Raw genomic sequence first — 16,300 nt, 5'->3', positions numbered from 1 at the left:
CTCCGCCGCGTTCCCCATCCGGCATTCGCGAAAGATTCTGCAATCCGGCACCCGGAGAGATCGGCTCGCGCTGTTGACAGGTTCAAGCCATATCAGCTAATGGCCTAGGCGTGGGGATTTGGAGCTACGGCGAAGGGACTAGGGCCATCCGCTCAGCGGGCGGCCGCGCGCAAGGTCTCGACCTGCTCCGCGTAGGTCTTCTCGATGCGCTGCAGCCGCTGTTCGCGCGCCGCCTCGTTGACCCACGAGGCCGACATGGCACGCTGCCGGCCCAGCTGGTATTCGAGCCGCGCCTGCGGCAGCAGCGCGCTGTCGTCGGCCGCGGCATAGCCGTAGGCCGCGCGCAGGGTCTTCAGCACTTCGCGCTCGGCGTCGCCGCGCGCGCCCTTGGCCTTGCCATAGCCGGTCAGGAAGCTCTGCAGCCGCGCCTGGAACTCCGGCGGGTAGTCGCGCCGCACCACCATCGGCGCGCCGGGCGGCTGCTCCGATTGCCAGACCACCTGCAGCCGCTCGGCCTCCACCGGGAACTGCTGGCGAAAGCGCTCGAAGTCGGTGGTGTTGTTGGTGGCCACGTCGGCATCGCCGTTCGCCACGGCCAGCGCGGTGGCCTGGTGGGTGCCGACGAACTCGCTGCGAAAGCGCGTCTCCATCTCGATGTTGTGCGGCAGGAAGAGCTGGCTCTGCGGCACGATGAAGCCGGTGACCGAACGGCTGTCGCCGCGCGCGAGCCGCCATTTCTCCGGCTGCGCGAGCACGCCTTCGAGCGTGTTGAGCGGCCCGTCCTTGCGCACCAGCAGCACGGCGCGGTGCTCGGGCACGCTGGGGTGCCGCGCGATCTGCGCCACCACCTTCATGCGCCGCTGCATCACGGCGTCGAGCGCCATCTTGGCCGAGAGGAAGGCCATGTCGATCTCGTCGCGGCCGATGGCGCGGTCCAGCTCCTCGTACGTCGGCACCGAATACGCGCTCACCGGAATGCCGAGGCTGCGGCTCATGTCGGCCATGAGCGGCGTCCACAGCGCGCGCGATTCGACGGCGCCGCCCAGCGGCAGCACGCCGAAGCGGATCATCCTGACGGCCGGCGGCACGGGGGCGGCCTTGTCGGTCTTCTCGGTCGATGCGGCGGCGCCCGTGCCCTGCGCCATGGCCGCCAAGGGTCCGGCAAGCAAGGCGGCCAGAAAAGCCAGCAGCCACCATGGCGGGGCAAAAAAAACGCGCAAGGGCTTCATCACGGTGTCGTGTCCCTGAGCACGGTGACCTGGTCCGCATAGCCGCTCTCGATGCGCTGCAGGCGGGCCTGACGCGCGGCGTCGTTCACCCATTGCGCGGTCATGGCGTTCTGCCTGGCGAGCTGGTAGGCCAGCTTGGCCGCGGGCTGCAGCGAGCTGTTGTCGGCGGCCACGAAGCCGGCCAGGTCGTGCAGCGACTTGAGCACCGCGCGCTCGGCGTCGCCGCGCGGCCCCTTGGCGCGGCCGTAGCCGACCAGGAAGGCCTGCACGCGCTTGCGCAGTTCGGGCGGGTATTCGCGGCGCACCACGATCTGCGCATGCGGAATCAGCTCCGACTCCCACAGCACCTGCAGGCGCTCCGTCTCGGCCGGAAAGCGCAGCCTGAAGCGCTCGAAGTCGGCCGAGTTGTTGGTGGCCACGTCGGCCTCGCTGTTGGCCACGGCCAGTGCATTGGTCTGGTGGGTGCCCACGGTCTCGCTGCGAAAGCGCGTCTCCATCGCGATGTGGTTCGGCAGGAAGAGCTGCAGCTGCGGCACGATGAAGCCCGACACCGACTGCTTCTCGCCACGCGCCAGCCGCCAGCGCTCCGGCTGCTCCAGCATGCTCTTCAGCGAATTGAAGGGCGGCGCCTTGCGCGCCAGCAGCAGCGCCCGGTAGCCGGGCAGGCCGTCGTGGCGCACCACCTGCGCCACCACTTTCATGCGGCGCTGGGTCACGGCGTCGAGCGCCATCTTTCCCGACAGGAAGGCCATGTCGACCTCGTCGCGCTGGATGGCCTGCTCCAGCGCCTCGTACGAATTGACCGACAGCACGCTCACCGGGCGGTCGATGGCGCGGCTCAGCTCGGCCAGCAGCGGGTCCCAGTCGTTGCGCGACTCGAAGGCGCCTCCGAGCGGCAGGATGCCGAAGCGAACCGGCCCGTCCAGCGCGCCGGCCTGGGCCGAGGCCCACAGCGGCAGCCCCACGAACAATGCCAGCGCCGCCGCACGGAGGGCGCCTGGAAAATCGGCAAATCGGCGCATGGAAGCCTGCATTTGTGGGCCTGGGACAGGGGGCCGTTGCGCATCGGCGGGTCTAACATGGGCAGCGCGGACGCCATTAAATATCAAATACACGCAAGTTTCGTGATGTTTTTCCTGCCTTCCCAGTTCCGGGTTGCCCCTCTAAGCTCGGCGCCCATGCTTGCGATGCCCTCATGAACTGGAACTTCCGCGTCCTGCGCGGCCTGGCCCGCCTGACCTTCGCCCAGCAGCTGATCCTGCTGGCGCTGGTGCCGGCAACGCTGGCCACGCTCGCGGCAATCACCGTGCTGACGCGGCAGCACCTGAGCAACCTCACCGAGCTGATGCGCGCCAATGCGCAGACGGTGGCCCTGCAGGTGGCCACGGTGGCGCAGGCGCCGCTGGCGCGCATGGACCGGCGCGCGCTGGCACGCACCGCCCAGTCGGGCACCTACCAGCCCAACGTGCAGCAGGTGCAGATCTGGACGGAAGACGGCGAGATCGTGGCCAATTCCGAAACCGTCGACCGCGTCCGCGGCGACGGCCTGCAGGTGGTGGTGCCCATCGTGGGCGACGACGGCCGCCACACCGGCCAGGTGATGGTCGAGATGAGCCTGGCCGCGGTGCAGAGCGCGCGGCGCTCGGTCTGGTTCAACGTGGGGCTGGTGCTGGCGATCAGCCTGGTCGGCGTGGCCTTGGCGGGCTGGTGGGCTGCGCGCCGCATCAGCGAGCCGATCCGTGCGCTCGGCGAGGCGGTCGACCGCCTCGGCGCGGGCGAGGACGCGAGCGTGGCCGTCGAGGGCACGTCCGAGGTGCGCCACCTGCAGCAGGGCTTCAACCAGGCCGCGCGCGCGCTCGCCGAAAGCCACCGGCTGCTGCAAAGCCGCATCAACGAAGCCACGGCCGAGCTGGCGCGCAAGAACCAGCAGCTCGAAGTGGCGAGCCAGGCCAAGACCCGCCTGCTGGCCGCCGCCAGCCACGACCTGCGCCAGCCGCTGCACGCGCTCACGCTGTTTTCCGACGGCCTGGCCAACGGCGAGACCGACCCGGTGAAGCTGCAGCGCATCGGCCACATCCGCGAGTGCGTCGATTCGCTGGACCGGCTGTTCTCCGAGCTGCTGAACCTGTCGCAGCTCGACGCCGGCGTGCTGCAGCCGCAGTGGATCGACTTCCCGCTCGACCGGTTGTTCGAGGAAATCAGCCGCAACTTCCGCCCGGTGGCCGAGCAGCAGGGCCTGCGGCTGGTGGTGCGCAAGACCGACCTGTGGGTGCGCTGCGACTACGTGATGCTCTCGCGCATCCTGAACAACCTGGTGTCGAACTCGCTGCGCCACACCATCGAGGGCGGCGTGCTGGTCGGCGCGCGGCGGCGCGGCAGGGGCGTGCGCATCGACGTGGTCGACACCGGCGTGGGCATCGCCACGCATCACCAGGTCCGGGTGTTCGAGGAGTTCTATCAGGTGGAGCCCACCGGCCGCCAGGCGGCGCGCGGCGCGCGCGGCATGGGGCTGGGCCTGGCCACGGTGCAGCGGCTGGCCGAGCTGCTCAACACCCGCGTCGAACTGAGCTCGAAGCTGCACAAGGGCACCTGCGTGCGGGTGATGGTGCGTTCGGCGCCGCCCGCGCTGCCGGCACCGGTGGTGCCGCCCGCCGTCGCTGCCATCGAGGAGGAAGAGAGCCTGGCCAACATGCGCATCCTGGTGATCGACGACGAGCGCACCATCCTCGAAGGCCTGACGGTGGTGCTCTCCAACTGGGGCGCCGAGGTGCTGCCCGCGCAGACCCGCGCCGAGGCGCTGGCACTCGCCGACACCTGGGCGCAGCCGCCCGACATGGTGATCAGCGACCTGCTGCTGCAGGGCGGCGACAACGGACTCGACGTGATCGGCGCGCTCGAGCGCCATCCGCGCGGCATCGGCGCCGGCACCGCGCGCCTGCTCGTTACCGGCGAGACCAAGCCCGACCGGCTGCGCGAAGTGGCGAGTGCAGGCATCGCGGTGCTCTACAAGCCGGTGTCGCCGCGCGTGCTGCGCCAGGCCATCCAAGCGCAGCGCGCGGCCGCCGCGCAAATGGTAGGTGCATAGGTAGTCCGTCGGACATAGGCCGAGCGGCTGCAATGGTGTGAGTTTCGTCACACTGGCAGGCGCCTGCCAGGGCTGACATAAGCCCTCTGCCTTATCGCGCGAAGCAGGGGCCGTCCTTACATTGGACCATCGCTCCCTCGCTGCGAAAGCAGTCCATGTTTGTTGCCGTGAAATCCTTTTTCTCGCCCTTCTCCGGAAGGTTGCGCCGTGCGGCCGGTGCCGCGCTGGCCGCGGGCTTGGCCTGGGGCGCCAGCGGCGGCGCCACGGCGGCGAGCCTCACGGTGCTGATGGGCGACGACGTCGCTGCGTCTTCCGAGTTCGTGCAGCGGCTGCGCGCGGACCAGGAGCCGGGCGGCAGGTTCGAGCTGGTGCGACTCGCGCCGGGCGGCGCCGATCCGCAAGCGTCGACGGAAGCCTCGGACGCCGAGCGCGCGGCGAACTCCGGCGTGCGCACGCGCAGCCTGCGCACCGCCTCCGATGCGCCGCTCACCATGGCCGTCGGCCCCGCCGCCGCGCGCGCCGCTGTCGAACGGCCGGGCCAGGAGCCGCTGGTGCTGGCGATGCTGAGCCGGCTCGAGTACGAAACCCTGAAGGCCGCCAGCCCCGCCCTGCGGCGCGGCGATCGGCGCGTGGGCGTGCTGCTGCGCGACCCGGCCATGGCCGACCAGCTCGCGCTGATCAACGCGGTGCTGCCGCAGAAGCACCGCGTGGGCGTGGTCGCCACGCCCGAATCGGAGCCGCTGGTGCGCGAGCTGCAGCGCGCGGCACAGGGCGCGAACCCGGCCTGGGAGCTGCGCGTGGAATACGCACCCGACGCCAGGTCGCTCGCCGCCGCATTGCGCCTCGTGGTGCCGCAGAGCGACGCACTGATGGTGCTGCCCGACCTGATCGGCGACAACCAGGCGGCCACGCTCTCGGTGCTACGCGCCGGTGCGGGCGCGGGCCTGCCGGTGTTCGGCGCCAGCGAAGGGCTGGTGCGCTCGGGTGGCCTGGCCGCGGCGGTCTCGACGCCGTCGCAGCTCGCACAGCAGGCGCGGCTGCTCGGCCAGAAGGTGGCGAGTGCGAGCGTGGGCGGCAGCAGCAACAGCAACGTGCCGCTGGTGGAAGCGGCAACGCCCGCCACCGTGCGCGTCAACGCCACCGTGGCGCGCGGACTCGGCCTGCGACTGCCGGAGGAACGGGAACTGGCCGATCGGCTCGCGCCCCCCCGATGAGCACCGCACCGCCTTCCCACGGTCCGGTGGCACCCGGGGGGACGCCGGTGTCGTCCCCAACACCGCCGCCGCTCCAGTCTCCCCATACGCTGACCGTGCGCGGCAACCTGCAGCACGACCTGTTCCGTCTTGGCGTAGTGCCCTGCGCGGCGGTGGCGCTGGCGCTCACCGGCTGGTTCACGCACAACCGGCTGCACACCCTCGAAGATGCTTTCGATGCCGAAGGCCAGGCCGTGGCGCGGCAGGTGGCGGCCATGTCCGATCTGAGCCTCTATGCCGGCGACCTGCCGGCGCTGCAGAACGTGGCCAATGCCGCGCTGCGCGGCGGCCAGGTGACGCGCGTGGAAATCAGCAACAGCGCGGGCGTCTACGTCACGGCCGGGCCCAAGACGCCGCCGCTGGCGCAGCTGCGCATGTTCACCGCGCCGGTCACGCTGCGCGAAGCCTCGCGCGCCAGCGCCTTCGCGCCTGCCGGCTCCACCGCGGCGGGCGACACGCCCATCGGCCTGGTGCAGACCTTCCGCGACACCACCGCCTATACGCGCGAGCGCAGCCGCTCGCTGTTCGCGGGCATCGGCATCGCGCTCGTCGCGCTGGTGGCGGCGTGGGCCTCGGTGCGGCACATGGCGCGCACGGTGACGCGGCCGCTGCGGCGCGTGTCGCGCACGGTCGCCGCGCTGGAGTCGGGGCATTTCGAGGCGCGCTGCGACGTGGTCGAGGACAGCACGCGCGACACGCACGAGCTCGCGGTGCTCGCGCACGACATCGATCGCCTTGCCGAGCGCCTGCAGAGCAACCGCCAGCTCAGCGAAGAACGCGTGCGCGAGGCCACCGCCGTCGCGCTGCAGCGCATGGCCGAGGCCGAGCAGGCGGCGCTGTCGCGTGCGCGCTTCCTCGCGGCCGCGAGCCACGACCTGCGCCAACCGCTGCATGCCATGGGCCTGTTCATCGACGGCCTGCTGCCCGGCGCCTCGCCCGCGCAGCGCCCGGCCGTGCTGCGGCTGCAGGAGAGCACGGAGTTCATGGGCGTGCTGCTCGACGACCTGCTCGAAATCTCGCGGCTCGATGCGCAGGTGCTGACACCGGCGATCACCAATGTGGCGCTGTCCGCGCTGTTCGACCAGCTCGATGCGCAGCACGCCGCCATCGCCGCGGAGGCGCACGTACGTCTGCGCTGGAGCGGCCGCGGCCTGGCCGTGCGCACCGATGCGGCGATGCTGCAGCGCATCGTCGGCAACCTCGTGGCCAACGCGCTGCGCCATGCGCCCGAGGGCGGCACGGTGCTGGTGGCCGCGCGGCGCGGCACGGCCGGCGTGCGCATCGAGGTGCGCGACAACGGCGTGGGCATCGCGCCGATCCACCAGGGCCGCATCTTCGAGGAGTTCTACCAGGTAGCCAACACCGAGCGCGACCGGCGCCGCGGCTTCGGGCTGGGGCTGGCCATCTGCGCGCGCATCGCCGCGCTGCTGGGCACGCGCATCACCGTGCGCTCCGCGCTGCAGGCGGGCAGCACCTTCGCCTTCACGCTGCCCGCGGCACGGCTGGCCGACGTGACGCCGCCCGACGCGCCACAGCAGGCCCCCGCGCCCCTGGCCGGCCTGCGCTGCCTGGTGGTGGACGACGACCCCGCCATCCTCGACGGCAGCCGCGCGCTGCTGGTGCAATGGGGCTGCGAGGTCGAATGCGTGAACACCGGCGCCGAGGCCATCGCGCGGCTGGGCACCGGCGACATCCGCTACGACGCCGTGCTGTGCGACCTGCAGCTGGCCGGCGATGGCGACGGCGTGGACGTGATCGACGCCGCCAAGCGCCTGCAGCCCGATGCGCTCGCGGTGCTGGTGTCGGGCGCCACCGGGCCCGATGTGCTGCAGCGGCTGCGCCAGGGCGGCGTGATGCTGCTGACCAAGCCGGTTGCGCCGGCCAAGCTGCGCGCGCTGCTGACCACGCGGCGGCACGTGCACGCGAACTGACTCCTTCAAGGAAACCTGCCGATGCTCGAACTCGCCGCCCTGAAAGACATCCGCCCCTTCGTCGCGACGCCCAGCCACGCGGGCACCATGAGCAGCAACTACGTGCGCAGCCTGCTCGGCCTGGTCAATCTGGCCTGGACGCACGGCTTCGCGATGCAGACGCGCTTTCTCGATGGCGACAGCCTCATCACGCGCGCACGCAACCGGCTGGTGGCCGAGTTCATGGCCGATGCGCGCTGGACGCACCTGTTCTGGATCGACGCCGACATCGGCTTCGAGCCCGAGGCGGCCCTGCGGCTGCTGCTGGCGGACCGCGACGTGGTGGCCGGCATCTATCCGCACAAGACCGACGGCTGGCCGGAGGCCGGGCTCGACGCGCCGTTGCCGGCCGGCAGCACGCGGCAGGACTTCGAGGCGCGCCATGCCCGCTTCGCCGCGAATGCCGCGGGGCCCCGGCTGGCCATCGATGCGGACGGCTTCGCCGAGATGCTCGACGCGCCCACCGGCTTCATGCTGATCGCACGCAGTGTGTTCGAGCGCATGGCCGCCGCCTTTCCCCAGCTGCGCTATGCGCCCGACCGCCACGCCGACCCGGCCGACCGCGCGCGCGCCGCGTTCCACTACCGCTTTTTCGACGTGCTCGCCGAGCCCGGCAACGGCGCCTACCTGGCCGAGGACTTCGCCTTCTGCCGCCGCTGGCAGTCGATCGGCGGCAAGGTCTGGATCGATGCGCGTTCGAACCTGTCGCACCAGGGCCTTCGCACCTACACGGGCCATTTCGGGCAGGCGCTGGCGGCGCGCGGCGGCCCCCCGGCATGAACGACGAAGCACTGGCCAGGCTGCTTGCGCTCGATCGCCCCACCGAGGTGGTCGACGTCGGCGCGAACCCGATCGATGGCGAACCGCCCTACCGTGCGATGCTGGCGGCCGGCCAGTGCCGGGTGACCGGCTTCGAGCCGCAGCCCGACGCGCTGCGCGCATTGCGGCAGCGGCGGGGCACGCTGGAGCGCTACTTCCCGTGGGCCGTGGGCGACGGCCGGACACACACGCTCCACGTGTGCGCCGCCCCCGGCATGACCAGCCTGCTCGAACCCGACCCGGCCGCGCTCGCGCTGTTCGACCTGCTGCGGCCGATGGCCCAGGTGGTGGCGCGCGTCACGATGCAGACGCGCCGGCTCGACGACATGGAAGAAGTCGAGCACCTCGACTTCCTGAAGATCGATGCGCAAGGCAGCGAGCTGGCGGTGCTGCGCGCGGGCACGGCCAGGCTGGCGCAGGCCGTCGCGGTGCAGACCGAGGTGTCGTTCGTGCCGCTCTACCAAGGGCAGGCATCGATCGGCGACATCGACCTCGAGCTGCGCCGCCAGGGCTTCCTGCCGCATTGCCTGGCCGAGCTCAAGCACTGGCCGATGGCGCCGTGCGTGGTCAACGGCGATCCGGGCCAGCCGCTGCGCCAGCTGCTCGAAGCCGACCTGGTCTACGTGCGCGACATCACCCGGCCCGACGCCATGAGCGACGCACAGCTCAAGCAGCTGGCCATGCTGGCGCACTGGTGCTTCCGCTCCTTCGATCTGGCGCTGCGCTGCGTGCTGCTGCTGGAGCAGCGCGGCGCGCTGGCCGAAGGCACGCAGGCGCGCTACCTGCGGCTGGCCGCGCGCGCGGCCCTGCCGCCGGTGGCCGACTGAAGCGCTGAGCAGCAAGCAGTGAGGGCTCAGGCCGTCGTCTCGGCCCGCGAGAACTGCCGGCGATACGCCGTCGGCGACACCTTGAACGCGGTGGTGAAATGCTTGCGCAGCGACACCGCCGAACCAAAGCCGGCGCCGGTCGCCACGCGCTCGACCGGATGGTCCGTGGTCTCCAGCAGCCGCTGCGCCAGCGCGAGGCGCTGGTTCTGCACCCACTGGCCCACGGTCGTGCCGGTGGATTCGCGAAAGCGCCGCGTGAAATTGCGTCGGCTCATGAGCGCGCGCCGCGCGAGGTCGTCCAGTTCATGCGATGTATCGAGGTGCTTGCCCAGCCACTCCAGCAGCGGCGCCAGGCGATCGCGCTCGGCCGTGGCGGGCACGGGCTGCTCGATGTACTGCGCCTGCCCGCCCTGCCGGTGCGGCGCGACCACCATGCGCCGCGCGGCGCGGTTGGCCGTCTCGGCGCCGTAGCGCACGCGCAGCAGGTGCAGGCAGCAGTCGATGCCCGCGGCCGTGCCGGCGGAGGTGAGCACGCTGCCGTCGTCCACGTACAGCACCTCGGGCTGCAGCCGCACCTGCGGGTACTGCTTCGCGAAGGCCGGAGCCAGCTTCCAGTGCGTGGTGGCGGGCCGGCCGTCGAGCAGGCCCGCCTCGGCCAGCACGAAGGCGCCCAGGCACAGGCCGACCACGGTGGCGCCGCGCCGGTGCGCGGCCTGCAGCGCGCGGATCAACGCGGGCGGCGCCGCGCTGCCGTCGTCGCGCCATGAAGGCACCACCACGATCTGCGCGCGGCGGATGGCCTCCAGCCCGTGCTGCACCACGAGCGTGAAGCCCGCATTGGTCTGCAGCGGGCCGGGCTCCGGCGCGCACACCCGCAGGCGGAAACGCGGCGCGCCGGCTTCCGTGCGGTCTTCGCCGAAGACCATGCACGGCACGGACAGGTGAAAGGGGCTGATGCCGTCGAAGGCGACGACAGCGATGGTTTCGGTGGCTGGCGCTGGCATGGCCCGATCTTATCGATGAATGGCTTTCGGGCCACTTTCTCGAGACAACGCAACCGCGAAGAATCAGGCCATCCGAACCACACAAGAGAAGGAGCCCTTCATGAGCAGCAACACCGCCCCGCGCCGCGCCCTCGTCGTGATCGACGTGCAGAACGAATACTTCGAAGGCGGCGGCCTGCCGATCGAGTACCCGCCGATCGAAGACACGCTGCCGAACGCGACGAAGGCCATGGACGCGGCACGCGCCGCCGGCACACCCGTCGTCGTGGTGCGCCACCATGCACCCAAGGGCGCGCCGGTGTTCCAGGCCGACACCCACAACGGCCAGCTGCACCCCGAGATCGCGAAGCGTCCGCACGACCATCTCGTCACCAAGAGCTTCCCGAGCGTGTTCACCGGCACCGACTTCGCCGACTGGCTCGCCCGCCACGAGATCGACACGCTGAGCGTGGCCGGCTACATGACGCAGAACTGCGATGCCTCCACCGTGTACGAGGCCATGCACCGCGGCCTGAACGTGGAATTCCTGTCCGACGCCAGCGGCGCGCTGCCGTACGAGAACGCCGCGGGCAAGGTCACGGCCGAGGAGATCCATCGCGTCTTCAGCGTGGTGTTCCACAGCAACTTCGCGGCCGTGACCACGACCGCGGCATGGATCGCCGCGATGCAGGAAGGCCAGGCGATCCCGAAGGACAACGTCGTGATGTCCAACCGCCGCGCACGCGGCGTCTGAGCGGCTTCGTTCAGAAGTCCGCGCAGCCGTTGCGCCTCTCGGTGTCCACGCAGCTCAGCAGGTTGGGCCGAGAGCGCACGCGGGACCATTCGCGCGCCAGCACGTCCGCGCCCTGCTGCGCGCGGTCGCCGTCGAGCGGCCCGGTCGCCAGGCAGATCGGCGCCTGCCCGATGTTGCGGTCGTACAGCCAGGTGGTAGGCTGGTCGCGCACCACGTCCACGCTGGGCAGCGACACGAAGCCGGTGACCTGCAGCTGCCCCGGCACCACGCGCACCGCGTAGCCCTCGGCCGAGGTGAAGCTGCCGTCGATGGGATAGAAGCCCGGCAGGCTGGAGCGCGTGGCCGGCGAACCCGGCACGCCGAAGATGCCCGCGCCGGTGTCGCCCAGGATCAGCCCGGAGATGCTGTAGACGAACGGCGGGTTGGGCAGGCCGCCGGCGCGCTGCGCATTGCCGATGGTCACGGTGGCCAGCGGCTGCTGCGCGTAGATGAAGTGGTTGCCCGTGGCCGGCACGGTCACCGTGCACAGGCCCAGGTAGGCGCAGTGATAGAAGTTCGGCAGCGGTGCCGAGCCCGCCAGGCCGCCGCGGGTTTCGCCCACCCAGGTGTCGGCCCACACGCGCCAGCTGGCGCCGCCGATGCCGTTGCCGCCCGGGTTCTGGAAGCGCGCGGCCGCCACGAGGTCGGTGCCGCTGGCGCTGGTTACGGACGCGCCGAGCGTGAGGTCGCCCGCCAGCGTGCGCACGAACACGGTGTCGGCCGCCATCGAGGTCGCCGACAGTGGCTGCGGCAGGTTGCCCGCCGCATCGAAGCCGGTGACCGACACCGCGCCGAGCGTGAGCGCATCGGCATCGACGTAGGCGAAGCGCCCCGCCGCGCCGCCGCCGACCGTGCCCACGTGGTTGCCCGGGTCGTCGAGCACCACGCTGCCGCCGCTGGAACGCGCGAGCAGCGTGCCCGCGGTGATGGCCGCGCCCGCCGCCTGCCGGATGTCGCCCCCGCTCACCAAGCCGAGCTGCGGCGTGCTCACCGCGCCATTGAGCTGGATGTTGCCGCCACCGCCGTTCTGCAGGGTCAGCGGCGACGACACGGTCAGCGGCGCCACCACGGTGATGTCCGCCGCGTGCGCGTTGCTACCCGCCACGATGGTGCCCGCGCTCAGGCGCGTGAACTCGTCGGCCGACACCGCGAAGCCGGTGGCCGCGGTGCCGCCCAGCGTGATCGGGTTGCCCGTGCGGTCGCTCGCATTGCCCGCCGTGTCCACGCCGCCAGGACGCAGGTTCAGCACATTGGCCGCGCGCACCGTGCCGCCGATCACCAGCGCGTCGGTCGAGCCGTCGTTGGCGGCGCGCAGCACCACGTTGTTGTTGCCGTCGATGCGCCCTGCGGGCTGTGCGAAGGTGCTCAGAGGCGGTATGGGTGAAATGGTGACGCCGGCACCGTCGGCCTGCGATTCGCCCGTCACCGTGATGTTGCCGTTGCCCAGCGAGGTCACGAGGCTGCCGGCACCGATGCGCACGCCGCTGCCCAGCGCGGTGTTGCCGCCGGTGCGCACCAGCCCGTCGACCTGGATGTCGCCGTCCACACTGCGCACCGTGGCGCCGTTGATGAGCACGCCGTAGCCCGCCAGCGGCGTGAAGCTGGAGAAGCCTGCGCTGCCCACGCCCACGATGCCGATGCGCCCGCCGGTGGTGAACACGCCCTGGGTCGCCGTCGTGCCGCTGATCGCCACGCCGGTGTCGACCAGCCCGCGCCCCGCGATCGACACGTTGCCCGTGGCCGTGTTGATGCTGGAATTGCTGATGCTCACCACCGGCCCGGAGAAGGAGGATCCGGTCGCGGTCGAGCGCCCGTCGATGGACACCGCGCCCCCGGTGCCCGCGTCGAGCAGCGCGGTGCGCGTGTCGATGGTCGCGTTGTTCAGCGAGATGACGGAGCCGCTGTTCAGGCCGTTGGCGGTCATCGAGACGTTGCCGCCGTTGGTGTTGATGGCGCCGGTGAAGAAGATGCTGCCGCCGTTGACGCCCAGCCCCGCGTTGAACGCCACGTCGAGCGCGCCCACGCCGGCCACCGAGCGGTCGGACCGGATCACCGTCGCCGCATCGAAGCTGTTGATGTTCGCGGCCGCGTCGAGCCGGAAGGTGACGGGCGTGGCGCCGGTGTTGCGGTCGATCAGCACGCCGGTGCCCAGCGTGATGGTGCCGGCGCCGGGCGGGCCGCCCGTGCCGGTGGTGATGATCACGCTGGTGTTGCCGTTCAGCACATTGTTGATATCGCCGTCCAGCACCACCGACGTGGCCAGCGGGTCGAAGGGGTTGGTGGGCAGCGTGCCCGCGGCCGCGCCGTGGTTGATGGTGACGTCGAACGGGTCGATCAGCCACGTGCCCGCCGTGCCCCCCGTCGTCGAGGCATCCACCTGCACACCCGACAGGTCGAAGTGCGGCGCGGAGGTTTCCACCTGGCCGCCGTTGCCCGTGCCCGCACCGCCGCGCGCCGACAGGCTGCCGTGCGCACGCAGCGTGTCGCCCGCCACCACCTTCACGCTGCCGCCGTTGCCCGATGCCGAGGTGCCGCTGGCGTCCAGGGCGGTGTTCGTGCCGAGCGCGACGACGTTGGTGGCCGCGATGTCGATGCTGCCGCCGCCCGTGGCGCCGCTGGCGTCCAGGCGCGCGACCAGCGGCGTGCCGTCGAAGTTCTGCGAGCCGTCGACGAGCACGTTGCGCCCGCTGATCGAGATGCTGCCGCCCCGGCCGCTGCTGCTGGCCACGGACAGCATCGCGCCCACGGGCACGCTAAGGCCCGAGCCGAAGGTATTCATGCGCAGGGCAACGTCGGTGCCCTGCCCGTCGATGGCGATGGTGCCGCCCGCCGTGCGCAGCGGGTTGGGCTGCGACGCGTCGGCGCTCACCGCCACGCCATAGATCGACTCGCCGGTGGGCGTGGTGACGATGCCGCCGCCGCCGTCCAGCGCGGCGGTGAAGCCCGCGCTGCCTGCCTTGCCCACCACGTCGATGCGGCGGCCGTCGCCCGCCGTCACGCCGCCCGACAGCGCCACGCCGTTGCCGCCGCCCGCCGTGCGGCCATTGGCCGCAAAGCCGAGGTACTTGGTCAGCGCCTCGAGGTTCGCGCCCGTGCCTTCGATGCGCACGTCGCCGCCGGCGTCGATGAACGAGCTGTCGATGCCGACGGCCGTGGTGGTGCCGATTGAGCCGGCCGGCAGCGTGTTGTCGGTCCAGGTCGCGCCGCGGCCCGTGACCGACACGCTGCCCGGTGTCTCCAGACTGGAACCATTGCCGATCCGCACGCCGCCGCCGCCCAGCGCGGCCAGTCCGTCGATGGTGACGCCGCCGCTGCCGGCCTGCACCGCGCTGCCCTGCAGCGTGACGCCGTCGGTGGCCCGGTAGACGAAGTCGGTGTCGCTGTCCTGCGTGTCGACCCGGGTACGGCCCTGGCCGCGCAGCGAAACCTGCCCGCTGCCGGCGGTGGTCAGCGTGCTGCCGTTCAGCGCGATGCCGTCGCGCCAGGTGTCCTCGCTGTTCGAAACCGAGCCGCCGATGGCGCGCCCGTTTACGGCATCGCCCTGGCCGAAGAAGCGGATGTTGCCGCCGTTGGCGTTGATGGTGGCGTCGGTCAGGCCGATCGAGGCGCCGTAGTCGAGCTCGAAGCTCGGGCTGCCGCCGCCGGCGTTCACCTGCGTGGCGTTCTTGGCCACCACGCCGCTGGCGTCGGCGTTGAAGTCGACGTTGAGCGCGCCGATGCGCGCGTCGATGGCCGAGCCGCTGGCCATGGCGATACCGCCGCCCGAGTCGACCCGCAGCGTGGCGGTGCCGCCTTCGTTCTTCACGACCTGGGCGCCGTTGCCGAAGGTCACGCCCGCGTTGTCGCCGGTGTGTGTGCTGGCCAGCGTGACGTCGGTTCCCCGGCCCAGCGCGACGCCCACGGCGCCGGCGCTCACGCTGCTGGAAGACAGCTGCGGGTAGCCGCCGTCGTAGGCCGGCAGGGTCTGGTCCACGCCCAGGTCGGCGCTGGTCGACACCGTCCAGCGGCCGTTGGCACCGCCCTGTGCGCCGCCGCCGGCATCCACGCGCGCGGGGTCGATGCGCACGAAATCGCCCGAGGTCGCGATGTTGCCGCCCGCGCCGCTGCCGGCGCCGCGTGCCGTGAGTTCACCGAAGGCCTGCAGGTGCGATTCGCGCGACGGCAGGGCGTTTTCCGCATCGCCCGGAAAGGCCGTGCCGCTGGCCGTGCCCACGCTGACCGTGCCGCCCGCGCCCGCGCTCCTGGCATCGGCGCTCAGCACCGAGCCGGCCGACAGCGCCACGTCGTAGCCCTGCACCGTGACCGAGCCACCGCCGGCCTGGCCGCTGGCATCGGCCACCGTCTTGATGCCGTCACCCGTCCCTTGCAGGGTGACCTTTCCGGCGGTGATGCGGATGTCGCCACCGCGCTCGCCGGCCGCGGCGCCCGTGGCGTCGAGCGTGCCGCCGGTCACCTGGACCTCGTTGTCCTGGCCGCCGCCCAGGAAGATCTCGCCGTTGCGCGTGCCCACCGTGCGCGCACGCACCGTGCCGCGATGGTTGACGACCAGTTCGCCCACGGTGGCCGACCGCCCCATGAGCGCCACGCGGCCGCCGTCGGCCTGCAGCGTGCCGGTGTTGCCGACGCTCGCATGGGTGGCCATGGTGTCCGTCGAAATGACGATGTTGGTCAGCCCGTCGCCCGCGAGGTCGAGCGTGACCTTGCGGCCCGACGCCAGCGCAACGGTGCCACCGTCGGCGGTGATGCGGCCGCTGTTGGCGTCGTCGCCCACGCGGGTGTTGGCCACCGTCGCGCCCATCAACACCACGGGGCCGCCGCCGGTCGCGGTGATGCGCCCGGCATTGATCACCGTCGCGACGTTGTCGTCGGCGCGCTCGAAGGTGAACCGCTTGGTGTTTTCGTTGAGGAAGTCGGCGTCGCTGGTCGTCATGGCCAGCGTGGAAGCGATGAGGCCGCCCACGTTCACCGTCGCGCCCTGGCTGAACAGCACGCCGTTGGGGTTGACCAGCACGATGCGCCCGTTGGCGTTGAGCTGGCCCGCGATGGTGGAAAGCTCGTTGCCCGTCACGCGGTTGAGCAGCACGCTCGACGCACCCGGCTGGGTGATGTTCACCACGCCGCCCGCGCCGATGGAGAAGCCGGTCCAGTTGACGATGCCGCGCGCAAGGCCCTGGTTGATGGTCATCACGTTCGCGAGCTGCGACATCGTGACGTTGCCGGCAATGGGCTGGAAGCCGGTGGGCAGCGTCTGGGCAATGGCGGGGAGCGCCCCTGCGCAGATCAGCGAGAGCGCCAACGGCCGCAGCGGCAGCCGGAACGAGGGGGGTGTGCGGTGCGTCAT

The 16,300-nt window shown here is 71.6% G+C and carries 10 protein-coding genes; 6 read left to right on the top strand and 4 right to left on the bottom strand.

What is annotated here, in order from left to right; translation table 11 throughout:
• Positions 1–152: 152 nt before the first annotated feature.
• Entirely contained in the window at positions 153–1,229 is a 1,077-nt protein-coding gene (phnD, locus tag ASD05_RS05575) for a phosphate/phosphite/phosphonate ABC transporter substrate-binding protein (protein ID WP_056588845.1), read from the bottom strand.
• The gene (gene phnD / locus ASD05_RS05570) at positions 1,229–2,263 is read right to left on the bottom strand and encodes a phosphate/phosphite/phosphonate ABC transporter substrate-binding protein (RefSeq protein ID WP_056588794.1); all 1,035 of its coding nucleotides are present in this window, start codon (positions 2,261–2,263) and stop codon (positions 1,229–1,231) included. Before phnD (ASD05_RS05570) ends, phnD (ASD05_RS05575) begins: the two co-directional genes overlap by 1 nt.
• 161 nt (positions 2,264–2,424) lie before the next feature.
• Between phnD (ASD05_RS05570) and ASD05_RS05565 the strand changes: the two genes are divergently transcribed.
• The 5 genes from ASD05_RS05565 (at position 2,425) to ASD05_RS05545 (ending at position 9,183) form a co-directional block, all read left to right on the top strand.
• On the top strand, positions 2,425–4,314 hold the full coding sequence (locus ASD05_RS05565; protein ID WP_056588791.1) for a hybrid sensor histidine kinase/response regulator: 1,890 nt from the start codon (positions 2,425–2,427) through the stop codon (positions 4,312–4,314).
• A gap of 167 nt (positions 4,315–4,481) precedes the next feature.
• The gene (locus ASD05_RS05560; protein ID WP_235507859.1) at positions 4,482–5,528 is read left to right on the top strand and encodes an ABC transporter substrate binding protein; all 1,047 of its coding nucleotides are present in this window, start codon (positions 4,482–4,484) and stop codon (positions 5,526–5,528) included.
• 47 nt (positions 5,529–5,575) lie between these two features.
• On the top strand, positions 5,576–7,498 hold the full coding sequence (locus ASD05_RS05555; RefSeq protein WP_235507858.1) for an ATP-binding protein: 1,923 nt from the start codon (positions 5,576–5,578) through the stop codon (positions 7,496–7,498).
• Between the two features lie 21 nt (positions 7,499–7,519).
• On the top strand, positions 7,520–8,317 hold the full coding sequence (locus ASD05_RS05550) for a hypothetical protein (RefSeq protein ID WP_056588785.1): 798 nt from the start codon (positions 7,520–7,522) through the stop codon (positions 8,315–8,317).
• On the top strand, positions 8,314–9,183 hold the full coding sequence (locus ASD05_RS05545; protein ID WP_056588781.1) for an FkbM family methyltransferase: 870 nt from the start codon (positions 8,314–8,316) through the stop codon (positions 9,181–9,183). Before ASD05_RS05550 ends, ASD05_RS05545 begins: the two co-directional genes overlap by 4 nt.
• A gap of 26 nt (positions 9,184–9,209) precedes the next feature.
• Here the strand turns inward: ASD05_RS05545 and ASD05_RS05540 are convergent, their stop codons facing one another.
• Positions 9,210–10,187 carry a GlxA family transcriptional regulator gene (locus ASD05_RS05540; RefSeq protein ID WP_056588778.1) on the bottom strand — a complete coding sequence of 326 codons (978 nt, stop codon included), beginning with the start codon at positions 10,185–10,187 and terminating at the stop codon, positions 9,210–9,212.
• A 100-nt stretch (positions 10,188–10,287) separates the two neighbouring features.
• On the opposite strand from ASD05_RS05540, the gene ASD05_RS05535 reads away from it, so the two are divergent.
• Complete coding sequence (locus tag ASD05_RS05535; protein WP_056588775.1) at positions 10,288–10,920, top strand: cysteine hydrolase family protein; 633 nt, start codon at positions 10,288–10,290, stop codon at positions 10,918–10,920.
• 10 nt (positions 10,921–10,930) lie between these two features.
• Here the strand turns inward: ASD05_RS05535 and ASD05_RS05530 are convergent, their stop codons facing one another.
• Positions 10,931–16,300: a filamentous hemagglutinin N-terminal domain-containing protein gene (locus ASD05_RS05530; RefSeq protein WP_056588772.1), complete on the bottom strand. Its 5,370-nt coding sequence runs from the start codon at positions 16,298–16,300 to the stop codon at positions 10,931–10,933.

Origin of the sequence: Variovorax sp. Root434 (assembly GCF_001426595.1) — a bacterium.
GTDB lineage: Bacteria > Pseudomonadota > Gammaproteobacteria > Burkholderiales > Burkholderiaceae_C > Variovorax.
This window is presented reverse-complemented; position numbering and strand designations above follow the sequence as displayed.